General features: G+C 70.6%; 12 protein-coding genes. 3 read left to right on the top strand and 9 right to left on the bottom strand.

Annotated features, from left to right (window positions below; translation table 11 throughout):
* Positions 1-10: 10 nt before the first annotated feature.
* The gene (locus CDN99_RS25470) at positions 11-1,936 is read right to left on the bottom strand and encodes an InlB B-repeat-containing protein (protein WP_141100989.1); all 1,926 of its coding nucleotides are present in this window, start codon (positions 1,934-1,936) and stop codon (positions 11-13) included.
* Between the two features lie 232 nt (positions 1,937-2,168).
* Between CDN99_RS25470 and CDN99_RS25465 the strand changes: the two genes are divergently transcribed.
* Positions 2,169-4,874, top strand: coding sequence for a protein kinase domain-containing protein (locus tag CDN99_RS25465; protein WP_158218964.1), 2,706 nt, complete (start codon positions 2,169-2,171; stop codon positions 4,872-4,874).
* A 64-nt stretch (positions 4,875-4,938) separates the two neighbouring features.
* Here CDN99_RS25465 and CDN99_RS25460 read toward each other — a convergent pair whose 3' ends face one another.
* Positions 4,939-5,616 (bottom strand): DUF1963 domain-containing protein, encoded by a 678-nt coding sequence (locus tag CDN99_RS25460; RefSeq protein WP_088388096.1) that lies wholly within the window; start codon positions 5,614-5,616, stop codon positions 4,939-4,941.
* 93 nt (positions 5,617-5,709) lie between these two features.
* Complete coding sequence (locus CDN99_RS25455) at positions 5,710-6,210, bottom strand: hypothetical protein (RefSeq protein WP_088388094.1); 501 nt, start codon at positions 6,208-6,210, stop codon at positions 5,710-5,712.
* Between CDN99_RS25455 and CDN99_RS29550 the strand changes: the two genes are divergently transcribed.
* Positions 6,209-6,343 (top strand): hypothetical protein, encoded by a 135-nt coding sequence (locus tag CDN99_RS29550; protein ID WP_259374730.1) that lies wholly within the window; start codon positions 6,209-6,211, stop codon positions 6,341-6,343. The two genes, CDN99_RS25455 and CDN99_RS29550, sit on opposite strands and share 2 nt — an antisense overlap.
* A 43-nt stretch (positions 6,344-6,386) precedes the next feature.
* Here the strand turns inward: CDN99_RS29550 and CDN99_RS25450 are convergent, their stop codons facing one another.
* The 5 genes from CDN99_RS25450 to pgm form a co-directional block, all read right to left on the bottom strand.
* Positions 6,387-8,195: a 2Fe-2S iron-sulfur cluster-binding protein gene (locus CDN99_RS25450; protein WP_158218963.1), complete on the bottom strand. Its 1,809-nt coding sequence runs from the start codon at positions 8,193-8,195 to the stop codon at positions 6,387-6,389.
* A gap of 8 nt (positions 8,196-8,203) precedes the next feature.
* The gene (locus tag CDN99_RS25445) at positions 8,204-8,896 is read right to left on the bottom strand and encodes a PepSY domain-containing protein (RefSeq protein ID WP_088388202.1); all 693 of its coding nucleotides are present in this window, start codon (positions 8,894-8,896) and stop codon (positions 8,204-8,206) included.
* A gap of 106 nt (positions 8,897-9,002) precedes the next feature.
* A complete protein-coding gene (locus CDN99_RS25440; protein WP_088388200.1) occupies positions 9,003-11,717 on the bottom strand; it encodes a TonB-dependent receptor in 2,715 nt (904 codons plus the stop codon).
* A gap of 237 nt (positions 11,718-11,954) precedes the next feature.
* Positions 11,955-12,383, bottom strand: a complete 429-nt coding sequence (locus tag CDN99_RS25435) for a hypothetical protein (RefSeq protein ID WP_141100988.1) — start codon at positions 12,381-12,383, stop codon at positions 11,955-11,957.
* Positions 12,384-12,527: 144 nt separating this feature from the next.
* Complete coding sequence (gene pgm / locus CDN99_RS25430; protein ID WP_088388088.1) at positions 12,528-14,180, bottom strand: phosphoglucomutase (alpha-D-glucose-1,6-bisphosphate-dependent); 1,653 nt, start codon at positions 14,178-14,180, stop codon at positions 12,528-12,530.
* 189 nt (positions 14,181-14,369) lie between these two features.
* On the opposite strand from pgm, the gene CDN99_RS25425 reads away from it, so the two are divergent.
* Positions 14,370-15,551, top strand: a complete 1,182-nt coding sequence (locus tag CDN99_RS25425; protein ID WP_088388086.1) for an SLC13 family permease — start codon at positions 14,370-14,372, stop codon at positions 15,549-15,551.
* A 67-nt stretch (positions 15,552-15,618) separates the two neighbouring features.
* Here the strand turns inward: CDN99_RS25425 and CDN99_RS25420 are convergent, their stop codons facing one another.
* Entirely contained in the window at positions 15,619-16,131 is a 513-nt protein-coding gene (locus CDN99_RS25420) for a TlpA family protein disulfide reductase (RefSeq protein ID WP_141100987.1), read from the bottom strand.
* Positions 16,132-16,200: the final 69 nt, after the last annotated feature.

Raw genomic sequence — 16,200 nt, 5'->3', positions numbered from 1 at the left:
CGGGGACGCCTTACCTCCGGAGCGTGGCCCAGAGGCTGTTGCGCGCCGTCGTGGCGGTGCTGTCGTCCTGCGCCCAGGCGCACACGGCCTGCCCGGCCGCGTTCATCGAGCAGGTCGAGTTGGACTTGATGTCGCCCGCCCCGGTCTCGATCAGGGCGGCCGCGCTCCAGGCACCGCCCCAGGGCAGTTCACGCACGAACAGGTTGTTCGACAGGCCGGTCGGCCCGCCCGGCACCTCGGGGCTGCGATACACGACCACCGCGCGCCCGTCCTGGGCGATGCCCAGGCTGAAGCCGGCGGCGTAGGCGTTCACCAGCGCGGCCGTCGAGAAGCCGGACGACGGCGCGAAGCTGAGCGCCTTCAGCGGCGAGACGCCCGCGTTCCAGCCGATGACCGCGCGGCCGTCGGCGGCCATCGCGATGCCGATCGTCGAGATGGGGTACGCCAGGTTGGTGTCGACCTCCGCCGCGGTGCCCCAGGTGCCGGCCGTCGCGTCGAAGCGGTTGACGTAGATCGAATCCCCCTGGTGCCAGACCGCGACGGCATTGCCGGCGCTGTCGCTGGCCAGGCGCGGCGTCGTGTCGCGCACGTCGGTCAGGATCTCCTCGATGCGCACCGGCGTCTGCCAGCCGGTGGCGGTCGTGCGGCTCGCCTTCATGCTGTCGTTGTTGTCGCCGGGGTTGCGCTCCTGCCAGATCGCGATGACGCTGCCTTGGGCGCCCAGGGCGATCTGCGCGGCCCGCGTCGCCAGGGTGGAGACGCTGACGTCGACGAAGGCCGACCACTGGTTGCTGTTGGCCGGCAGGCGGCTGTAGCGCACGTCATCGTTGCCGATGCCCACGATGTGCACGTTGCCGTCGGCGTCGATCTTGGCGTCGGTCAGCTTGCCACCGGCGCCGTTGGTCGGCGTGAACGGCGTGGCCGTCCAGCCGGCGCCGGCGCTGTAGCGGCGGGTCTGGAAGTTGTCCCGCACCCAGACCGCGTTGCCGGCGGCGTCCATCAGCAGCCGCCCGGACACCATGACCTCGAGCGAGTCGGCACTGGTCAGCCCCGGCACCTGGACGGCCGTCGCCCAGCCCTGGGCCGGCGTGTAGCGGCGCGACCAGACCTTGCGGGTGTTGCCGTCGGGCGAGCCGTCGGACTGCTCCCACAGCACCAGCGCGTTGCCGTTGACGTCGATCGCCGACAGCACGTTGGTGTCGGCGAACTGATTGGTGCTGGAGACATTGAAGTCGTTGCTGCTCTCCAGCAGCGCCGGGGTGCCCCAGGCCAGCGGTTGCGCGGGCGCGGCGGCGAAGGCGGCCGTCACGTTGCGGGCCGCGCTCATCGTGACGGTGCAGGCCGCCGCGGTGCCCGAGCAGGCGCCGCCCCAGGCTTGCAAGACCTGGCCCTGGGCCGGCGCCGCGGTCAGCACCACTGGCGTGCCTGGGGCGTAGGTGGCGCTGCAAGTGGTGCCGCAATCGATCCCGGCCGGCAGCGAGGTGATCTTGCCGCTGCCCGTCACCGCCGTCGTCAGGGCGAAGGTGCTGGCGGGCTGCGCGATGAAGGTCGCCGTGACCGTGGTCGGCTGCGTGACCGTGACGCTGCAGGTCGCGGCGGCGGTGGTGGCGCAGGCGCCCCCCCAGCTCTGGAACACCTGGCCGGCGGCCGGCGTGGCGGTGAACTGCAGCACCGTGCCGGTGTCCACCGATGCGGAACAGGCCGTGCCGCAGTCGATGCCGCCGGTGTTGGTGGTGATCTTCCCGCTGCCGGTGACGCTGGTCGTGACCGCGACCTTCACGGGCCCGGGACCCGGGCCGGTCCCCGGATCCGGGTTGTCGTTGTTGTCGCTGCCGAGGCAGCCGGACAGCGCGGAGGCCGTCAGGACCACCGAGGCCATCCAGCCGAGGGTGCGTCCGTGCCGCGACGCGAGGGTCCGAGCCTGTAGGTTTTTCATGCTTTGAATGGGTTGCGTACGAAGAAGGTGCCGCGTCCCGGGAGGGCACGGTCAGGGTCATGCTAGGTTTCGCCCCTCCGGCCGTCGGCACGAGGCAGTCACGGGTCGATAACGGATCGGTAACGTCGACAGGGCCGGTGTCGGGATGGGCTGGACACGCCGTAGCGCCGTCGCGCCAGGCGGTCTAATGGCCGGGCCCCCTCCTCTTTCCACCCTCCTGGTGAGCGTTCCGATGGAAAAGTCAGCCTTCAGTTACCGATTTGGAAGTGCCGAATTCGACGAGGCCCGCTTCGAGCTGCGTGTCGCGGGCCTGCCGGTGGAAGTCGAGCGCCGCGCGCTGGAGGTCCTCGACTACCTGCTGCGGCATGCCGGCGAGGTGGTGACCAAGGACGAACTGCTGCGCGAGGTCTGGGCCGGCCGGGTCACCGTCGACAAGGTGCTGCCCAACGCCATCAACAAACTCAGGCGCGCGCTCGGGGAGACCAACGCCGGCCACATCGCGACCCAGGCCCGGATCGGCTACCGACTCGACGGGCCGGTGACCCGGACCGCCGTCGGCCGTCAGTTCACCAGCCCGCTGGAGTTGGCGGCCGGGCAACCGGTGCCGGGCCGTGCGAACTTCGCCCTGCTGGAGCAGCTCGGCCGCACCGCAGGCAGCGAGGTCTGGCTGGGCGAGCACCCCAAGACGCATGAGCTGCGGGTCTACAAGTTCGCGCTCGACACGACCCGGCTGCGGGCGCTCAAGCGGGAGGTCACGCTGCTGCGCCTGCTGCAGGACGGCCTGGAGGATCCGAGCCGGGTCGTCGACGTGCTGGACTGGAACTTCGAGACCACGCCCTTCTTCCTGGAATGCCGCTACGGCGGCCCGACGCTGGCGGCCTGGGCGGACGAGCACCTGGCGGCGCTCGACCAGCCGGCCCGGCTGGCGCTGTTCCTGCAGATCGCCGACGCGGTGGCCGCGGCGCATGCGGTGGGCGTTCTGCACAAGGACCTGAAACCCGCCAACGTGCTGGTCTGGGGAGGCGCCGCCGCCCCCCAGGTGCGGTTGACCGACTTCGGCAGCGGCCACCTGATGGAATCGGACCGGCTGGAGCAGCTCGGCATCACCCGGCTGGGCATGACGGTGGAGGACGGCGGCGCCGGCGACGACGCCACCTCGGGCACGCCGCTGTACGTGGCGCCGGAGCTGTTCGTCGGCCATGTGCCGACGGTCCGCAGCGATGTCTACGCGCTGGGCGTGCTGCTGTACCAGTTGCTGTCGGGACGTGTCGGCCAGCCGATGGCGCCGGGCTGGGAGGCGGAGATCGAGGACGAGCTGCTGCGCGAGGATCTGCGCCTGGCCACCGACGGCAACCCCCTGCGCCGTCTGGCCGGCGCGGACGAACTGGCGGACCGGCTGCGCCGCCTGGACGAACGGCACGTGGCGCTGCGGGCGCGGCGCGAGGCCGACGAGACGCTGCGGCGCGACCGCGAGCTGCTGGCCCGCACCGAGGCGCGCCGGCCGATCGTGCGGGCGCTGTTCGCGGTGCTGGTGCTGGGCGTGGCGGTGGCGATCTGGTTGCAGCAGGAGGCGGTGCAGGCGCGCAACGCGGCGCGGGTGGAACTGCAGCGGGCCATCGCGCTGACGCGCTTCCTGACCGAGGACCTGATCGGCCGGGTCAATCCGCTGGTGTCCGCCAAGGGGGCGGACACGACGCTGCGGGAGGTACTGACCAGCGCCCGCGACCGGGTCGGCACGCGCTTCGGGGCGCAGCCGGAGACCGAGGCGGTCATCCACCAGAGCCTGGCGGCGATGTTCAGCGCCATCGACCTGCTCCCGGACGCGGAGAAGGAGGCGCGCAGCGCGTTGGCGCTGCTGGAGCACAGCACCTCCACCTCCGATCACCAGGGCCTGCAGGCGCGGGCGGTGCTGGCGCGGGTGCTCAGCCGGCTGGGCCGGCGCGACGAGGCGGCCCAGCAACTGGAGACGCTGGAGCGCCTCAGCGCCCCGCTGAAGGACGAGCCCCATGCGCGGCAGCGCGTGGCGATGACCCGCAGCGCGTTGCTCGTGGATCGGAACGAATTCGCCAAGGCGGTGGAGGAACTGCGCGCCGCGATCGACGGCATGGACCCGGCCGAGCCGAGCGTGACGGCGCTGCGGGACCTGCTGCGGCTGGACCTGATCCATTCGTTGGCGATGGCCGGCAAGCTCGACGAGGCGAACGAGGCGGGCCGCCAGCTCATCGAGGAAGCGCGTGGACGCAAGCAGCAGGACAACGAGCTCTTGATCGCGCTGACGCGGCTGGCGATGACTCGGGCGCAAGGCGAGGACCATGCGGCGGTCGAGCAACTGCTGCTGCAGGCACGGCCGGTGATCGAGGCGCGGCTGGGACAGAGCCATTCACGCCACATCACGCTGCTGAACGAGCTGATGGGCGTGGCCTTCCGACGCGGCGACTGGCCGCGCGCGCGGGAATACGCGCAGCAAGTGCATGAGCGGGCGCGGGCCAAACTGGGCGACGCGCATCCGCTCACCTACGTCACGATGGTCAACTGGGCCCGGGTCGAGAACGAGGCCGGCCAGCCGGCGCAAGCGCTGGACAAGGCGCGGCTGGCGCAGCAGCAACTGAACAGGCTGGTCGGTCCGAAGGGCCCGCAGACGCAGGACGCGATCTTCGTGCTGGCGCTGGTGGAATTGCAGCTGGGCCACACGGTCCGCGCGCAGGCGTTGATCGACCAGCTCGATGCCGAGGTGCTGGAGGCGACACGCGCCACCGGCAACTGGCCGGCGGGCATCGACGCGCTGCGCGGGGTGGCGATGCAGCAGCGCGGCGAGACCGCCGCGGCGCGCAAGACCCTGGACTCGGCGCTGGCGGTGATCTCGGCCGACGAGGAATCACTCGACCAGCCGGGGCGGATCTATCTGGTGGCGAAGGCGGCGCGGGAGAAGCTGCGGTAACGAGGCCGGCGCCCGGCAGGCCGCCGCCGAATCACCGCGCGGCGGCGTCGCGCCGGCCGTTGGCTCAGGCGCTCTGCCAGAGAAACTTCCCCGTGCCGCCATCGTCCGAGAGGAACGCATAACCGACGCCCGCATCGCCGAAGTTGACGAAGAACGGCACGCCGGTCGAGTCGAGTTCAAGCAGCAGTTGCCACGAGCCGGGGCCGGGAAATTCATCGCCTTGCACGAAGATGGGCGTCCCGCCGATCTTGTTGCCGTCGAGCGCGTTGGCGTATGCCTCCCATTGCTCGGGCGGCCATGCGGCGCGAACGGACTCGGGAACATACGCCGGGTCCTGCGTGACGGGACCTTGGACGGCGAACTCACAAGGCTCTGGCACGAGCTGCGTCCGGAAGAACTTCTTGACCATCCGGTACAGCGTCGGACCTTCCGTCAACGGCTCGACGGGCAGCGCCGTCGAGCCCGGTTGGAGGATGACCGCGTTCTCGCCGCCGTCGGGTTCCCAGGTGCCGTCGACGTACGCCTCGTCATCGGTCATGAAGACGTAGGCCATTCGCGCGCTGGTGGCGCCGAACAGCTCGGGAGACACGGCGATCTGGCAGATGAAGCGCATCGGTCGTCCCGACGCGGCGCTGAGCGGCCATTGCGCCTCGGTCAGCCACACCGGCTGGCCGCCGAACTTGGTGACCCGCTCGCGAATCGGTTTCCTGGCCTCGACGAACTCGATGGACTGCCGCTTCATTCCTGGCACCTCTTCATTGCTTTCCGGATCCGACATTCAAGCGCGGAAGGCGGTCACGCCGTCCGCGGCCAGGGGGCGGGCCTCACCCCACGCCTAACGAAGCAGCCGAGGATTCGCGACGTGCGGCAGCGCCACCGGATTCGCCCGCGCGAAGGCCACCACGAAGTGCTCCAGACGGTCGTAAAGGTCGTCGTCCACATACGGCAGGCGGTCGTCGTCCAATTCAGCGTCGATGTCGCCGTCGAACCCTTCGCTGAATTCATCGCCGAGCCCGTCGTCAAGCGCGCTCAGCGGCGAGAAGTTCCGCAGGCGATGAATGTCCTCCTGGATGGTCTGCCGGTCGGCGTCCCCGACACCGGCTTGGCCGCCCAGTCGATCCTCCAGGAACGCCAGCAGGATCAGGAAACCCTCGTCCCAATTGGCGTTGCCGTTCTCCTGCGCCTCCCAACGCAGCTTTTCAACCGCGCGCAGCAGCTCGCCTTGAATCGTGGCGGCCTGCCCCTGCGGCGGTACCAGGTGATGCCATATCCAGGAGGCGACTTCCCGGTCGGTGCCGGAGGTGTCAATGGAGAGGGGGGCGTTCATGGCGCCCATGCTGCCATCACGACCTGACCCCTCGCTACCCCGCAAAACCCTGGGTCCGGCGCTCCGCGGCAAGTTCATTCAGCAGGAGCAGGCGCGCTGGGCCCAACTGATCCAGGAGGCCAGGATCACGCCGGACCTGTGACCCGCCGCGCCGGCGGCGGGTCACGTCCGCGGCTGCGTTCGCGTCAGATCTTGAAGTCGTCGAACGCCACCTGCTCGTCCCGCACGCCCAGCTTCTTGAGCATGGCCCGCGTCGCCGCCAGCATCGGCGGCGGGCCGCACAGGTAAAAGTCGCAGGCCTGCAAGTCCGGATGCGCCCGCAACAGGCCGTCGCGCACGGCCTCGTGCACCATGCCCGACGGTACCGGCCCACCGCGCTCCTCGGACAGGACCAGGCGCCAGATGAAGTTGTCGAAGCTGTCGCCCAGCGCCTTCATCTCGTCCACGTATGGCGCATCCGCCGCCGAGCGCGCGCCGTACCAGAAGTGCATCGGCTCGGTCGCGCCCGAGTCCAGCAGGTCGCGCACCATCGCGCGCAGCGGCGCCATGCCGGCACCGCCGCCGATGAAGACCTTCTCGCGCCCGCCCTGCCGGACGGCGAAGTCGCCGAAGGGGCCGCTGTACTGCAGCCTGTCGCCGGCCTTGAGTCCGAACATGTAGGCCGAGCCCTTGCCCGGCGGATGGTTCTTGCCCCCGACCTTGCCGTGACAGAAGCGCACCAGCAAGGTCAGCCGCCCATCCGTTTGCCGCACCGGCGCCGACAGCGAGTACGACCGCCGCAGCATGCCGCCGCTGCTCCATTGCGCGGGCAGTTGCAGGCCCGACCATGCCGAGCGGTGCTCCTGCGGCGCGTCGATCTGATGTTTGCCCATCTTGTAGGCCGGTACATGGATCTGGATGAACGATCCCGGCCGATACGCGGCGCCCAGCTCGCCGGTGGGCATCAGCACGACCTCCCGCATGAACGGCGACAACGCGCGGACGCTCTCGACCTGCGCCTCGTGGACCTCGCCGAGCTCCGCGCCGCCGCGCACCTCGATGTCGAGGTTGCGGTCCAGCTTCAGGTTGCAGGCCAATCGGCAGCCCGCCTCGATCCGGGACGGCGCCAGCACCGCCCGATCGGCGCTGGTGGGCGCCGGCGCGGCGCCGCGCACGCGGACCTCGCACAGGCCGCAGCTCTGTCCGCCGCCGCAGTTCGACGGCAGCGGCAGGCCCTGCCGGGCCAGCGTGACGAAGACCGTGTCGCCGGCATGCGCCCGCAGGCTGCGCAGCCGGCTGCCATCCGGCGCATGGACCAGCAGCGAGCGTGTGCCGCGCCAGCGCTGGGGGATGAACTCGGCCAGGCTGAAGCTGGTGAAGAGCAGCCAGATCCCGCTCAGCGCCAGCCAGAAGCCGCCGATGGCCGCGCTGACGACCAACGGGTTGTTGAAGTCCTGACGGCCGGTGTAATCCATGATGTGCAGCATCCAGAACAGGTCGAACAGCCGCCAGGTGCTGTTGCGGTGCTCCAGCACGTCGCCCTGCAGGGACAGGTAGACCGTCGTGTCCTCGGCGTCGTCGAACGCGATGCGCCAGACCTTGCCGTCATGGGCGCGGGTCTCGAGCGAGCGCTCCACCAGCTCGGGCTGCGCCGACTTGCCCGGCCCTCGGTAAGAGGCCTCGGCCAGGCGCCTGGCCAGCGCGGCGTCGAGGTCGACGCGTCGGCCGTTGCGGGCATCGATCAGGGTGGTCGATTTCTCGCCGATCACCCGATAGACGGGTCGCTCCATCAGCCAGCCCGTCGAGACCGTCTGCGCGGCCTCGCGCCCGGCCTCCAGCAGGCGGCTCACGGGCGCGACGTCCGTCGGCCACGGCTGCCTGGCCGCGGCCGGCGCGCGGAACTCGCGGCCGCGCACCTTGTCGGCGTCCAGCAGGCTCATGACGACGCCGCTGCACATCCAGAGCACCAGTTGCAGGCCGATCAGCAGGCCGATCCACTTGTGAATCTTGCGCATCCACGGGCTCATGGCTGGGCCCTCCGGCGGAAGCTGTAGAACACCAGCCACGCGCCGCTCAACGCGAACAGCAGGCCCACGCCGGCCGCCACGCGCAGCAGGTTGTTGTTGACGTCGGATCGGGTGTCGTAATCCATGATGTGGAGCATCCACAGGAAATCGAACCAGCGCCACAGGTCGTGGCGACGGGCCAGCAGGTCGCCGGTGTCGGGCGAGAAATAAAGCGTCGAATTGGCGCGGTCGTCGAAGCGCACGGCCCACATCGGCACCGGGCGCTTGATCACCTCCTGCGGCGCCTGCGTGATCCAGGTCACCTCGCGGATCTCGGCCTCACCCTGGTAGAGGTCCTTGGCGCGGGCCACGATCTGCTCGCGCGGCAGCGGGCTCAGCAGCTCGCCGGTGCGCGCGTCCACCAGGCTGGCCTTGCCGCCGACGCGGAGCTCGTAGACCTCCTTGTCGAGGAAGCGCTTGAGCTTGAAGGACTCCAGCCCCGGCCGCAGCCGGGCCAGTTGCTCGACATCGAGCCGCTCGCCGTCGCGCCGCAGCGGCTCATCGAAGGCATGGGCGAGGTGATCGCCGTGGATCACCTCCAGCGAGATCACGGTCATGTAGACGCCGCTCAGCATCCAGAGCAAGGCCTGGACACCGATGACGAGGCCGATCCACTTGTGGACCCGGCGTACCCAGAAGGGAAGATTCATGGACATTGCCTCACAGCAATTGAAGTGCTGGGGAAGGTCCGCGTGACTCGCGCGGGGCCTTCCCAAGGGGACACCACCGGCGGGTCGCCCGCGGTGCCCCCGCGAATCACCAGCGGTAGCCGGCGCGGACGTGCCACCGACGACCCTGCAGGTCGTAGGTCATCGTGTCCGTGTTGGCATCGGTGTAGCTCTGGATGAACGGCGCCTTCTTGTCGAAGAGGTTGTCGATGCCCAGCGCCAGGTCCAGTTGCTTGCTGAACGCGTACTTCAGCTGCACCGAGTGGTAGGCCAGGCCCGGCGCCTTCGCGCCGATGGCGGTGGGCGCCGCGTTGATGTCGTCCGCGCCGCCGATGTACTGCACCGTGTAGGCGCCGGACCACGCGCCCCGGGCCACCGTCAGCGAGGACAGCGAGCGCCACTGCGCGTAGCTGCCGCGACCGCCGGTGATCTTGCCGGTGTAGTCGATGACGTTCGCGCCCGGGAACGGCCGCACCTGGTACTTCGTCAGGCGCGACGCCTCGGCGTTCAGCGTCGCTTCGAAGCCGGCCAGCCTGAACTCGTAGATGCCGCCGATGTCGAAGCCCGAGATCCTCTCATCCGCCGCGTTCACGGGCTGGGAGGACAGGAAGTCCACCTCGCCGGTGATCTTGTTGCGGGTGAAGCTGGCCGGGTTGCAGAACAGGTGCGTCAGGCCCGGCGAGTTGTAGCAGACCGCCAGCTTGGTGGACCCGTCCACGCTCTGGATCGCATTGGTGATCTTGATGTTGAAGTAGTCCAGCGTCAGGGTCAGCGCCTTGCTCGGCTGCCAGACGGCGCCGGCGGTCAGGGTCTTCGCGTCCTCGGGCTTGAGCGCGGGATTGCCGCCCACCGTCGTCAGGATGGTGTTGCCCAGTTGCGTGTAGCCGGCGGGCACGCCCGCCGCCTTGCAGTTCTGCGCCACCACCGAGGTGGCGGGCAGCGCGCTCCAGTTGCTGCAGGGATCGGTGGTGGTCAGGTTGCCTTCGGCCACGCCGCCGTACAGCTCCGGAATGTTGGGCACGCGGAAGGCCGACGAGACGTTGGAGCGCAGCTTCAGCCCCGGCACCACCTGCCAGTCCAGGCCGGCCTTGTAGGTGCTCTTGGAGCCGAACAGGCTGTAGCTGGAATAACGCGCGGCCGTGTTGAAGCGCAGCGATTCGACGAAGGGCAGCTTCTTGAGCAGCGGCACGGACAGCTCGGCGTAGACCTCGCGCGCGGTGTAGTCGCCGGCGATCGGATCCTGCGCGTTGGTGTTGGCGATGCCCAGCACCGTCAGGCTGTCCGGGTTGCGCCAGCCGCTTTCCTTGCGCACCTCCGCGCCCGCGGCGAAGCCCACCATGCCGGCGGGCAGGCTGAACAGCTCGCCGCTGAGGTTGGCGCTGACGCCCTTCTGCTCATTGCCGCCGGTGTCGCGCAGGTCGCCGAGGATGTAGTCCAGCACCGGCTTGGTGAGGTTGCCGTAGCCGAGGTAGTTGCCGCAGGGAATGGCCGCGCCGACGGCGGTGCTGCACTTGCTGCGGTCCACGGTGAGCGCGACGCGGTCCAGGTTGGCCACGTTGGTCGTGATGTCGACGCCGGTGTTGCGGCCCCAGTTCACGTTGGCCGACCAGTCCCAGTTGCTGCCGATGCTGCCCTTGACGCCGGCCACCACGCGGAAGATGTTGGACTCCTGCTTGAAGTGGCGCGGGCCCGCCTCTTCCAGGCGGCGGCGTTGCAGCACCAGGCTTTGCCCGGTCGGATTGGTCGGATGGTCGGCCGCGAAATTCATGGTGCGGTACACGCCCAGCGATCCCGGCGAGGCCAGTTGCTGGGACTCGCGATGCGAGAACAGCAGCTCGGTGAACAGCTGGGTGTCTTCGGTCAGGTTCAGCGCGCCGAAGGTGCTCAGCCCCAGGCGCTTGATCGGGTTGACCGCGTTCAGCGTCGGATTGCTGTTGTAGTTGTGCTTGGCGGCGGAGTACGGCTCGTAGGCGGGGCCGCTGCCCGGCGTCTGGTTGAAGTTGATGCGCTGGCCGTCGGCCAGCAACGCACGCCCGCCGATGGTGGCGGAGCTGCCGGTGCACTGCAGCTTGCCAGCGACCTCGGCCAGGCCGCAGGGCGCGCGCGAGGCCATGTTGATGGCGCCGCTCTCCGAGTAGTTGATGGCGCTCAGCACCCAGCCGCTGGCGGCCTGCAGGCCCCAGGACAGGTCCAGCGCGGTCTCGTCGCCGTCGCCGCGCGTGGTCTCGCCGTAGCGGATGGAGGCCTCGCCGCCCTTCATGCCGGTCTTGGTGATGATGTTGACGACGCCGGCCACGGCATCGGCGCCGTAGATGGCCGAGGCGCCGTCCTTCAGCACCTCGACGCGCTCGATGAGCGCCACCGGGATCATGTTCAGGTCGACCGAGCTGTTGGCGCCCGTGCCGCCGTTGACCACGCGGCGGCCGTTCAGCAGCACCAGCGTGCGGTTGATGCCCAGGCCGCGCAGATTGACCTGCGTGGTGCCGTAGCCGTTGCCGGTCCAGTAGGCGCTGCTCTGATTGCCGGCGGTACCCGCCGAGGCCGGCAGGCGCTGCAGCAGCGTCTCCGCGGAGATCGCGCCGGAGCGCTGGATCGCTTCCGCGTCGATGACGGTCACCGGGCCGACGCCGGCGATCTGCGTCTGCTTCATGCTGATGCGGCTGCCGGTGATCTGCACCTTCTCCAGGGCGGCGGTGGGCGCGGGGGTGGTGGTGTCGGCGGGAGCGGCCTCTTGCGCGATGGCGCTATTGACCAGGAGGGCGACGGCGGCGGCGACCGCCGTTTGAGAGAGTTTCGTGGACATCATGTCTTCCAGCTGGGTGCCGCGCGCGGCCGTCTCTGCGGACGGGACGCGGGCGGGCACCTTCGAACCAAGGTGTTCGTTGGCGAGTGCATGACGACGGACGCCGACGTGGCCTGTGCCGCTGGCGGGCCCCAGGGGAGCGGGGTCCGGTGCGTCTGTCGAGGCATGCGACTCGGCCAATTCCTGACCGGGACGGGCGCGCGCCGTGACGCGCCGCCCGTCGGCGGTGGAGCCGAGTCAGCTGGCTCGTGGCGGGCGGTCCTGCCCGGAGAGCAGGAACTCCGCACGTGGGCCGCCGGGCTCCGGCGGCGCCGAGGTGGCGAACGGCATCGCCTGCGCGCCGAGCTCCGCGGACGCGGCCATCGATGCGCAGGATCCGCAGCCGGTGCAATGGCTGCACGGCGTCACGTCGCAGCAGTGCTCATCGTGCGCGCCGGTGGCGTCCGCCGGATCCGCCGGCTTGGCGACCGTCCTGGCCTTGACCACGCGGACGTGGGCGCCGGTGGCCGCGACGTGCGTGGCGGCGGCCCTGGCCTGATCGACCTGGCCGCGCATCTGCGCCTTGGCCACCGCGGCCGGCGGGCAGATCATGGACGTGGCAATGGATGCTGTCGCCGGCACGAGGACGGCGACAAGAACCAATAACCAGAATCCGATGAGCTTCATGCAGTGCGCCACAAATGACGGGCGGATTGCATCGCGAGTCCACGCGCATGTCTAGCTAGGGAGTACCCCGGCGCGCCCTCGCACGCGTCGGCGGCCTCGTCCTCGCACGCCCTCTCGCCCGCCGCCACGCGGCTCCTTGCGCCTTCACCCGCCCGTCGCCAGCGCCGCGTCCACCGTGGCCTGCGCCTGCGCCAGGATCTGTTGAAGATGCGCGGGCCCCTGGAAGCTCTCGGCGTAGATCTTGTAGATGTCCTCGGTGCCCGAGGGCCGCGCGGCGTACCAGCCCGATGCCGTCGCGACCTTGATGCCGCCGATCGCCGCGCCGTTGCCCGGGGCCTGGCTGAGCACGCTGGTGACGGGCTCCCCGGCCAGCTCGGTGGACTGGATCGCCTGCGGCGACAGCGCGGCCAGCCGCGCCTTCTGCGCCGGCGTCGCCGGTGCTTCCACGCGATCCGCGGCCGGCGCGCCCAGTTGCCCGGCCAGCTCGGCGTACAACGCACCCGGGTCGCGCCCGCGTCGCGCGGTGATCTCCGCCGCGAGCAACGCCGCGGTGATGCCGTCCTTGTCGGTGGTCCACGCGGTGCCGTCGCGGCGCAGGAAGGCGGCGCCCGCGCTCTCCTCCCCGCCGAATCCCAGGCCGCCGTCCAGCAACCCCGGCGAGAACCACTTGAAGCCCACCGGCACCTCGAACAGCGGACGCTTCAGGCGCGCCGCCACGCGGTCGATCAACTGGGTGCTGACCACCGTCTTGCCCACCGCCGCGGCGGCGCCCCAGCGCGGGCGATGCCGGAACAGGAAGTCGATCGCCACCGCGAGGTAGTGGTTCGGCGGCAGCAGGCCGGCGGAAGGCGTCACGATGCCGTGGCGGTCGTGGTCGGTGTCGCAGGCGAAGGCCACGTCGAAGCGGTCCTTGATCGCCGACAGGCGCCGCATCGCATAGCTCGACGACGGATCCATGCGGATCTGGCCGTCCCAGTCCAGCGTCATGAAGGCGAAGCGCGGATCGACCGCCTCGCTGACGACGCTCAGGTCGATCGCCCAGCGGTCGGCGATCGCGCTCCAGTAGTGCACGCCCGCGCCGCCCAGCGGGTCCACGCCCAGGCGTATGCCGGCGTCGCGGATCGCGTCCATGTCGATGACCTGGTCCAGGTCGTCGACGTAGCTCCGCAGGAAGTCGTGCCGGTGCGTGGTCGTGGCGCGCAGCGCCTGCGCATGGGGCATGCGCCGCACGCCCGCCAGGCCGGCCTCGATGAAGCGATTCGCCGCAGCCTGGATCGCGTCGGTGACGTCCTTGCCGGCGGGGCCGCCGTGCGGCGGGTTGTACTTGATGCCGCCATCACGCGGCGGGTTGTGCGACGGCGTGATCACGATGCCGTCGGCGCGCGGCCCGTCGCCGCGGTTGTGCTGGACGATGGCGTGCGAGACCGCCGGCGTCGGCGTGAACTCGTCGCCGGCCGACAGCATCGCGTCGACGCCGTTGGCGGCCAGCACTTCCAGCACGCTGGCGCAGGCCGGCATCGACAGCGCGTGGGTGTCAGCGCCGATGAACAGCGGCCCCGCGATGCCCTGCGCCCGCCGGTAGTCGCAGACGGCCTGCGCGATGGCCAGCACGTGCCATTCGTTGAACGAGGCGTCCAGCGCCGAGCCGCGATGGCCCGACGTGCCGAAGACCACGCGTTGGGCCGGCACCGTCGGGTCCGGGCGCTCGCCGAGGTAGGCGGCCCGCAACTGGTCGACGTCGACGAGGACCGAGGCCGGCGCGGGCTGGCCCGCGAGCGGATGGATGCGCGTGCTCATGCGTGAACTCCCGTGGCATGCAACTGGATTGACTGGATCAACGGAACGGTCCCGGCAAGACATGCTCCCGGCACGCCTTCCGGCGCCGTGCCCAGTCTTTGGCATCATGCGGACCCTGGCCGTCGGCGGTGATGCCGCCGTTTCCGCAGGTGTCGCAGCGCCGTCGCCCGTCGTTACAAGAATTCCTCGATGCCTTCTCCCTCGGATCCTGTTCCCCTGGACGCCTCGCGCGACCCCCACAGCCCTGGCGATCCGCCCCGCGAGAACGCGCCCGGCGACCACGACACCGGCCCGGGCGGCAATCGGCTGCTGTGGCTGCTGGCCGTCGTGGCCGTCGCCTTCGCGCTGCTGCGCCCGATCTCGCCCACGGCGTGGCTGGGCCTGATCGACTGGCAGACCATGGGCGCGCTGACCGGCCTGCTGGCCATCACGCAGGGCGTGGAGCGCAGCGGCGTGCTGCAGGGGGCCGCGCGCGCGCTGCTGGCGCGCACGGGCACCGCGCGGCAGCTCGCGCTGGTGCTGTGCGCGGTGGCGGCGGTGCTGTCGGCGCTGGTAACCAACGACGTGAGCCTGTTCCTGCTGGTGCCGCTGACGCGCGAGCTGGCCGCGCAGGCGCACCTGCCGCTGGCGCGGCTGGTCGCGCTGGAGGCGTTGGCGGTGAACGCCGGCTCGTCGTTGACGCCGATCGGCAATCCGCAGAACCTCTACCTCTGGCACCGCTCCGGCGAGTCCTTCGGCGGCTTCATCGCGATGATGGGGCCCTCGGTGGCCGTGATGCTCGGGCTGCTGCTGGCCACCATCCTGATCACCATGCCGCGCACGCCGATCACGATCGCGCCGGTCGCGCGCCGCGCGCCGACGCAGCCGCGGCTGCTGGCGCTGTCGTGCGCGCTGTTCGTGGGTTTCGTGGTGGCGCTGGAGATGCACCAGTGGGTGCCCGCGCTGGCCGTCGTGCTGGTCGTCTACGCGGTGTGGCATCGGCAGGTACTGCGGCGCCTGGACTGGGCCCTGCTGGCCACCTTCGCGCTGATGTTCGTGGACCTGCATCAGCTCGTGGCCCTGCCCCAGGTGGCCGGCCTGATGGCGCGGCTACCGCTCGACCAGCCGCTGCCGGCCTACCTCGCCGCCATCGCGGCGTCGCAGGTGATCAGCAACGTGCCGGCGACGCTGCTGCTGGCCGACCACATGCCGCACCTGGCCGTGCTCGCCATCGGCGTGAACGTCGGCGGCTTCGGTTTCGTGCTGGGGTCGATGGCCAACCTGATCGCGCTGTGGCTGGCCCGCGTGCCGGGCGGACTGGCGGAGTTCCACCGCATCAGCCTGCCGTTCCTGGCGGTCTGCGCGGTGCTGGTGGGGTGGGTGGCGCTGTGAGGCCGTCCGGCCTGGGACACCGCGTCCGCGGTTGAATCCGCGGCTGGCGTCGTCGGCGCCGGGCCGGTCACGCCCGCAGGAATCGAGCCAGTTGCTCGACGTCTTCCGGGAACAGCTGCCCCAGCTCCAGCGCCGCGACCTTGCCTTGCCGGTCGCGCGCCAGCGTCACCGGCAGCCCCTTGGGCTTGGGCAGCGAGGCGTTGAGCGCGGGCGAGACCCAGCCGCTCGGGAAGTCGTAGCCGTGCTCGGCCCGGTAGGTCTTCGCCGCCGCGATGTCCTGGTCGATGGACAGGCCCAGCACCTGCAGGCCCTGCGCGCGATGGTCCCGCCACAGCTTCTGGATGGACGGCGTGACCTGCGCGCAGAACGGGCACCAGCTCGCCCACCAATACACCACCAGCACCTGGCCTTGCGCCTGCGCGGCGCGGAAGGTGCCGCCGTCGAGCAGCGGCACGTCGGGCAGTGTCAGCGGCTCGCCCAGCGCGGGCATGTTGCGGGCGCCACCGGCGGCATTGGCGGCGGCGAGCGGCGCGCCCATCGCCAGCGCCGCGGCGGCGCGGCACCAGGCGCGGCGGTCCATCGAGTCAGGTCCCGACGTGGGTCCGGACACGGGCCGTGGGGCGTGTCGTGAGGCAGGTTGCGAGGCCAT

Source organism: Roseateles aquatilis (genome assembly GCF_002205645.1).
Lineage (GTDB): Bacteria > Pseudomonadota > Gammaproteobacteria > Burkholderiales > Burkholderiaceae_C > Roseateles > Roseateles aquatilis.
Note: the sequence above shows the minus strand (reverse complement) of the source record. Positions and strands in the feature narration are given on the sequence as shown.

Coding starts and splice junctions, on each gene's coding strand:
- CDN99_RS25470 (WP_141100989.1), bottom strand. CDS start 1,936: ATGAAAAACCTACAGGCTCGGACCCTCGCGTCGCGGCACGGACGCACC.
- CDN99_RS25465 (WP_158218964.1), top strand. CDS start 2,169: ATGGAAAAGTCAGCCTTCAGTTACCGATTTGGAAGTGCCGAATTCGAC.
- CDN99_RS25460 (WP_088388096.1), bottom strand. CDS start 5,616: ATGAAGCGGCAGTCCATCGAGTTCGTCGAGGCCAGGAAACCGATTCGC.
- CDN99_RS29550 (WP_259374730.1), top strand. CDS start 6,209: ATGCTGCCATCACGACCTGACCCCTCGCTACCCCGCAAAACCCTGGGT.
- CDN99_RS25455 (WP_088388094.1), bottom strand. CDS start 6,210: ATGGGCGCCATGAACGCCCCCCTCTCCATTGACACCTCCGGCACCGAC.
- CDN99_RS25450 (WP_158218963.1), bottom strand. CDS start 8,195: ATGCGCAAGATTCACAAGTGGATCGGCCTGCTGATCGGCCTGCAACTG.
- CDN99_RS25445 (WP_088388202.1), bottom strand. CDS start 8,896: ATGAATCTTCCCTTCTGGGTACGCCGGGTCCACAAGTGGATCGGCCTC.
- CDN99_RS25440 (WP_088388200.1), bottom strand. CDS start 11,717: ATGTCCACGAAACTCTCTCAAACGGCGGTCGCCGCCGCCGTCGCCCTC.
- CDN99_RS25435 (WP_141100988.1), bottom strand. CDS start 12,383: ATGAAGCTCATCGGATTCTGGTTATTGGTTCTTGTCGCCGTCCTCGTG.
- pgm (WP_088388088.1), bottom strand. CDS start 14,180: ATGAGCACGCGCATCCATCCGCTCGCGGGCCAGCCCGCGCCGGCCTCG.
- CDN99_RS25425 (WP_088388086.1), top strand. CDS start 14,370: ATGCCTTCTCCCTCGGATCCTGTTCCCCTGGACGCCTCGCGCGACCCC.
- CDN99_RS25420 (WP_141100987.1), bottom strand. CDS start 16,131: ATGGACCGCCGCGCCTGGTGCCGCGCCGCCGCGGCGCTGGCGATGGGC.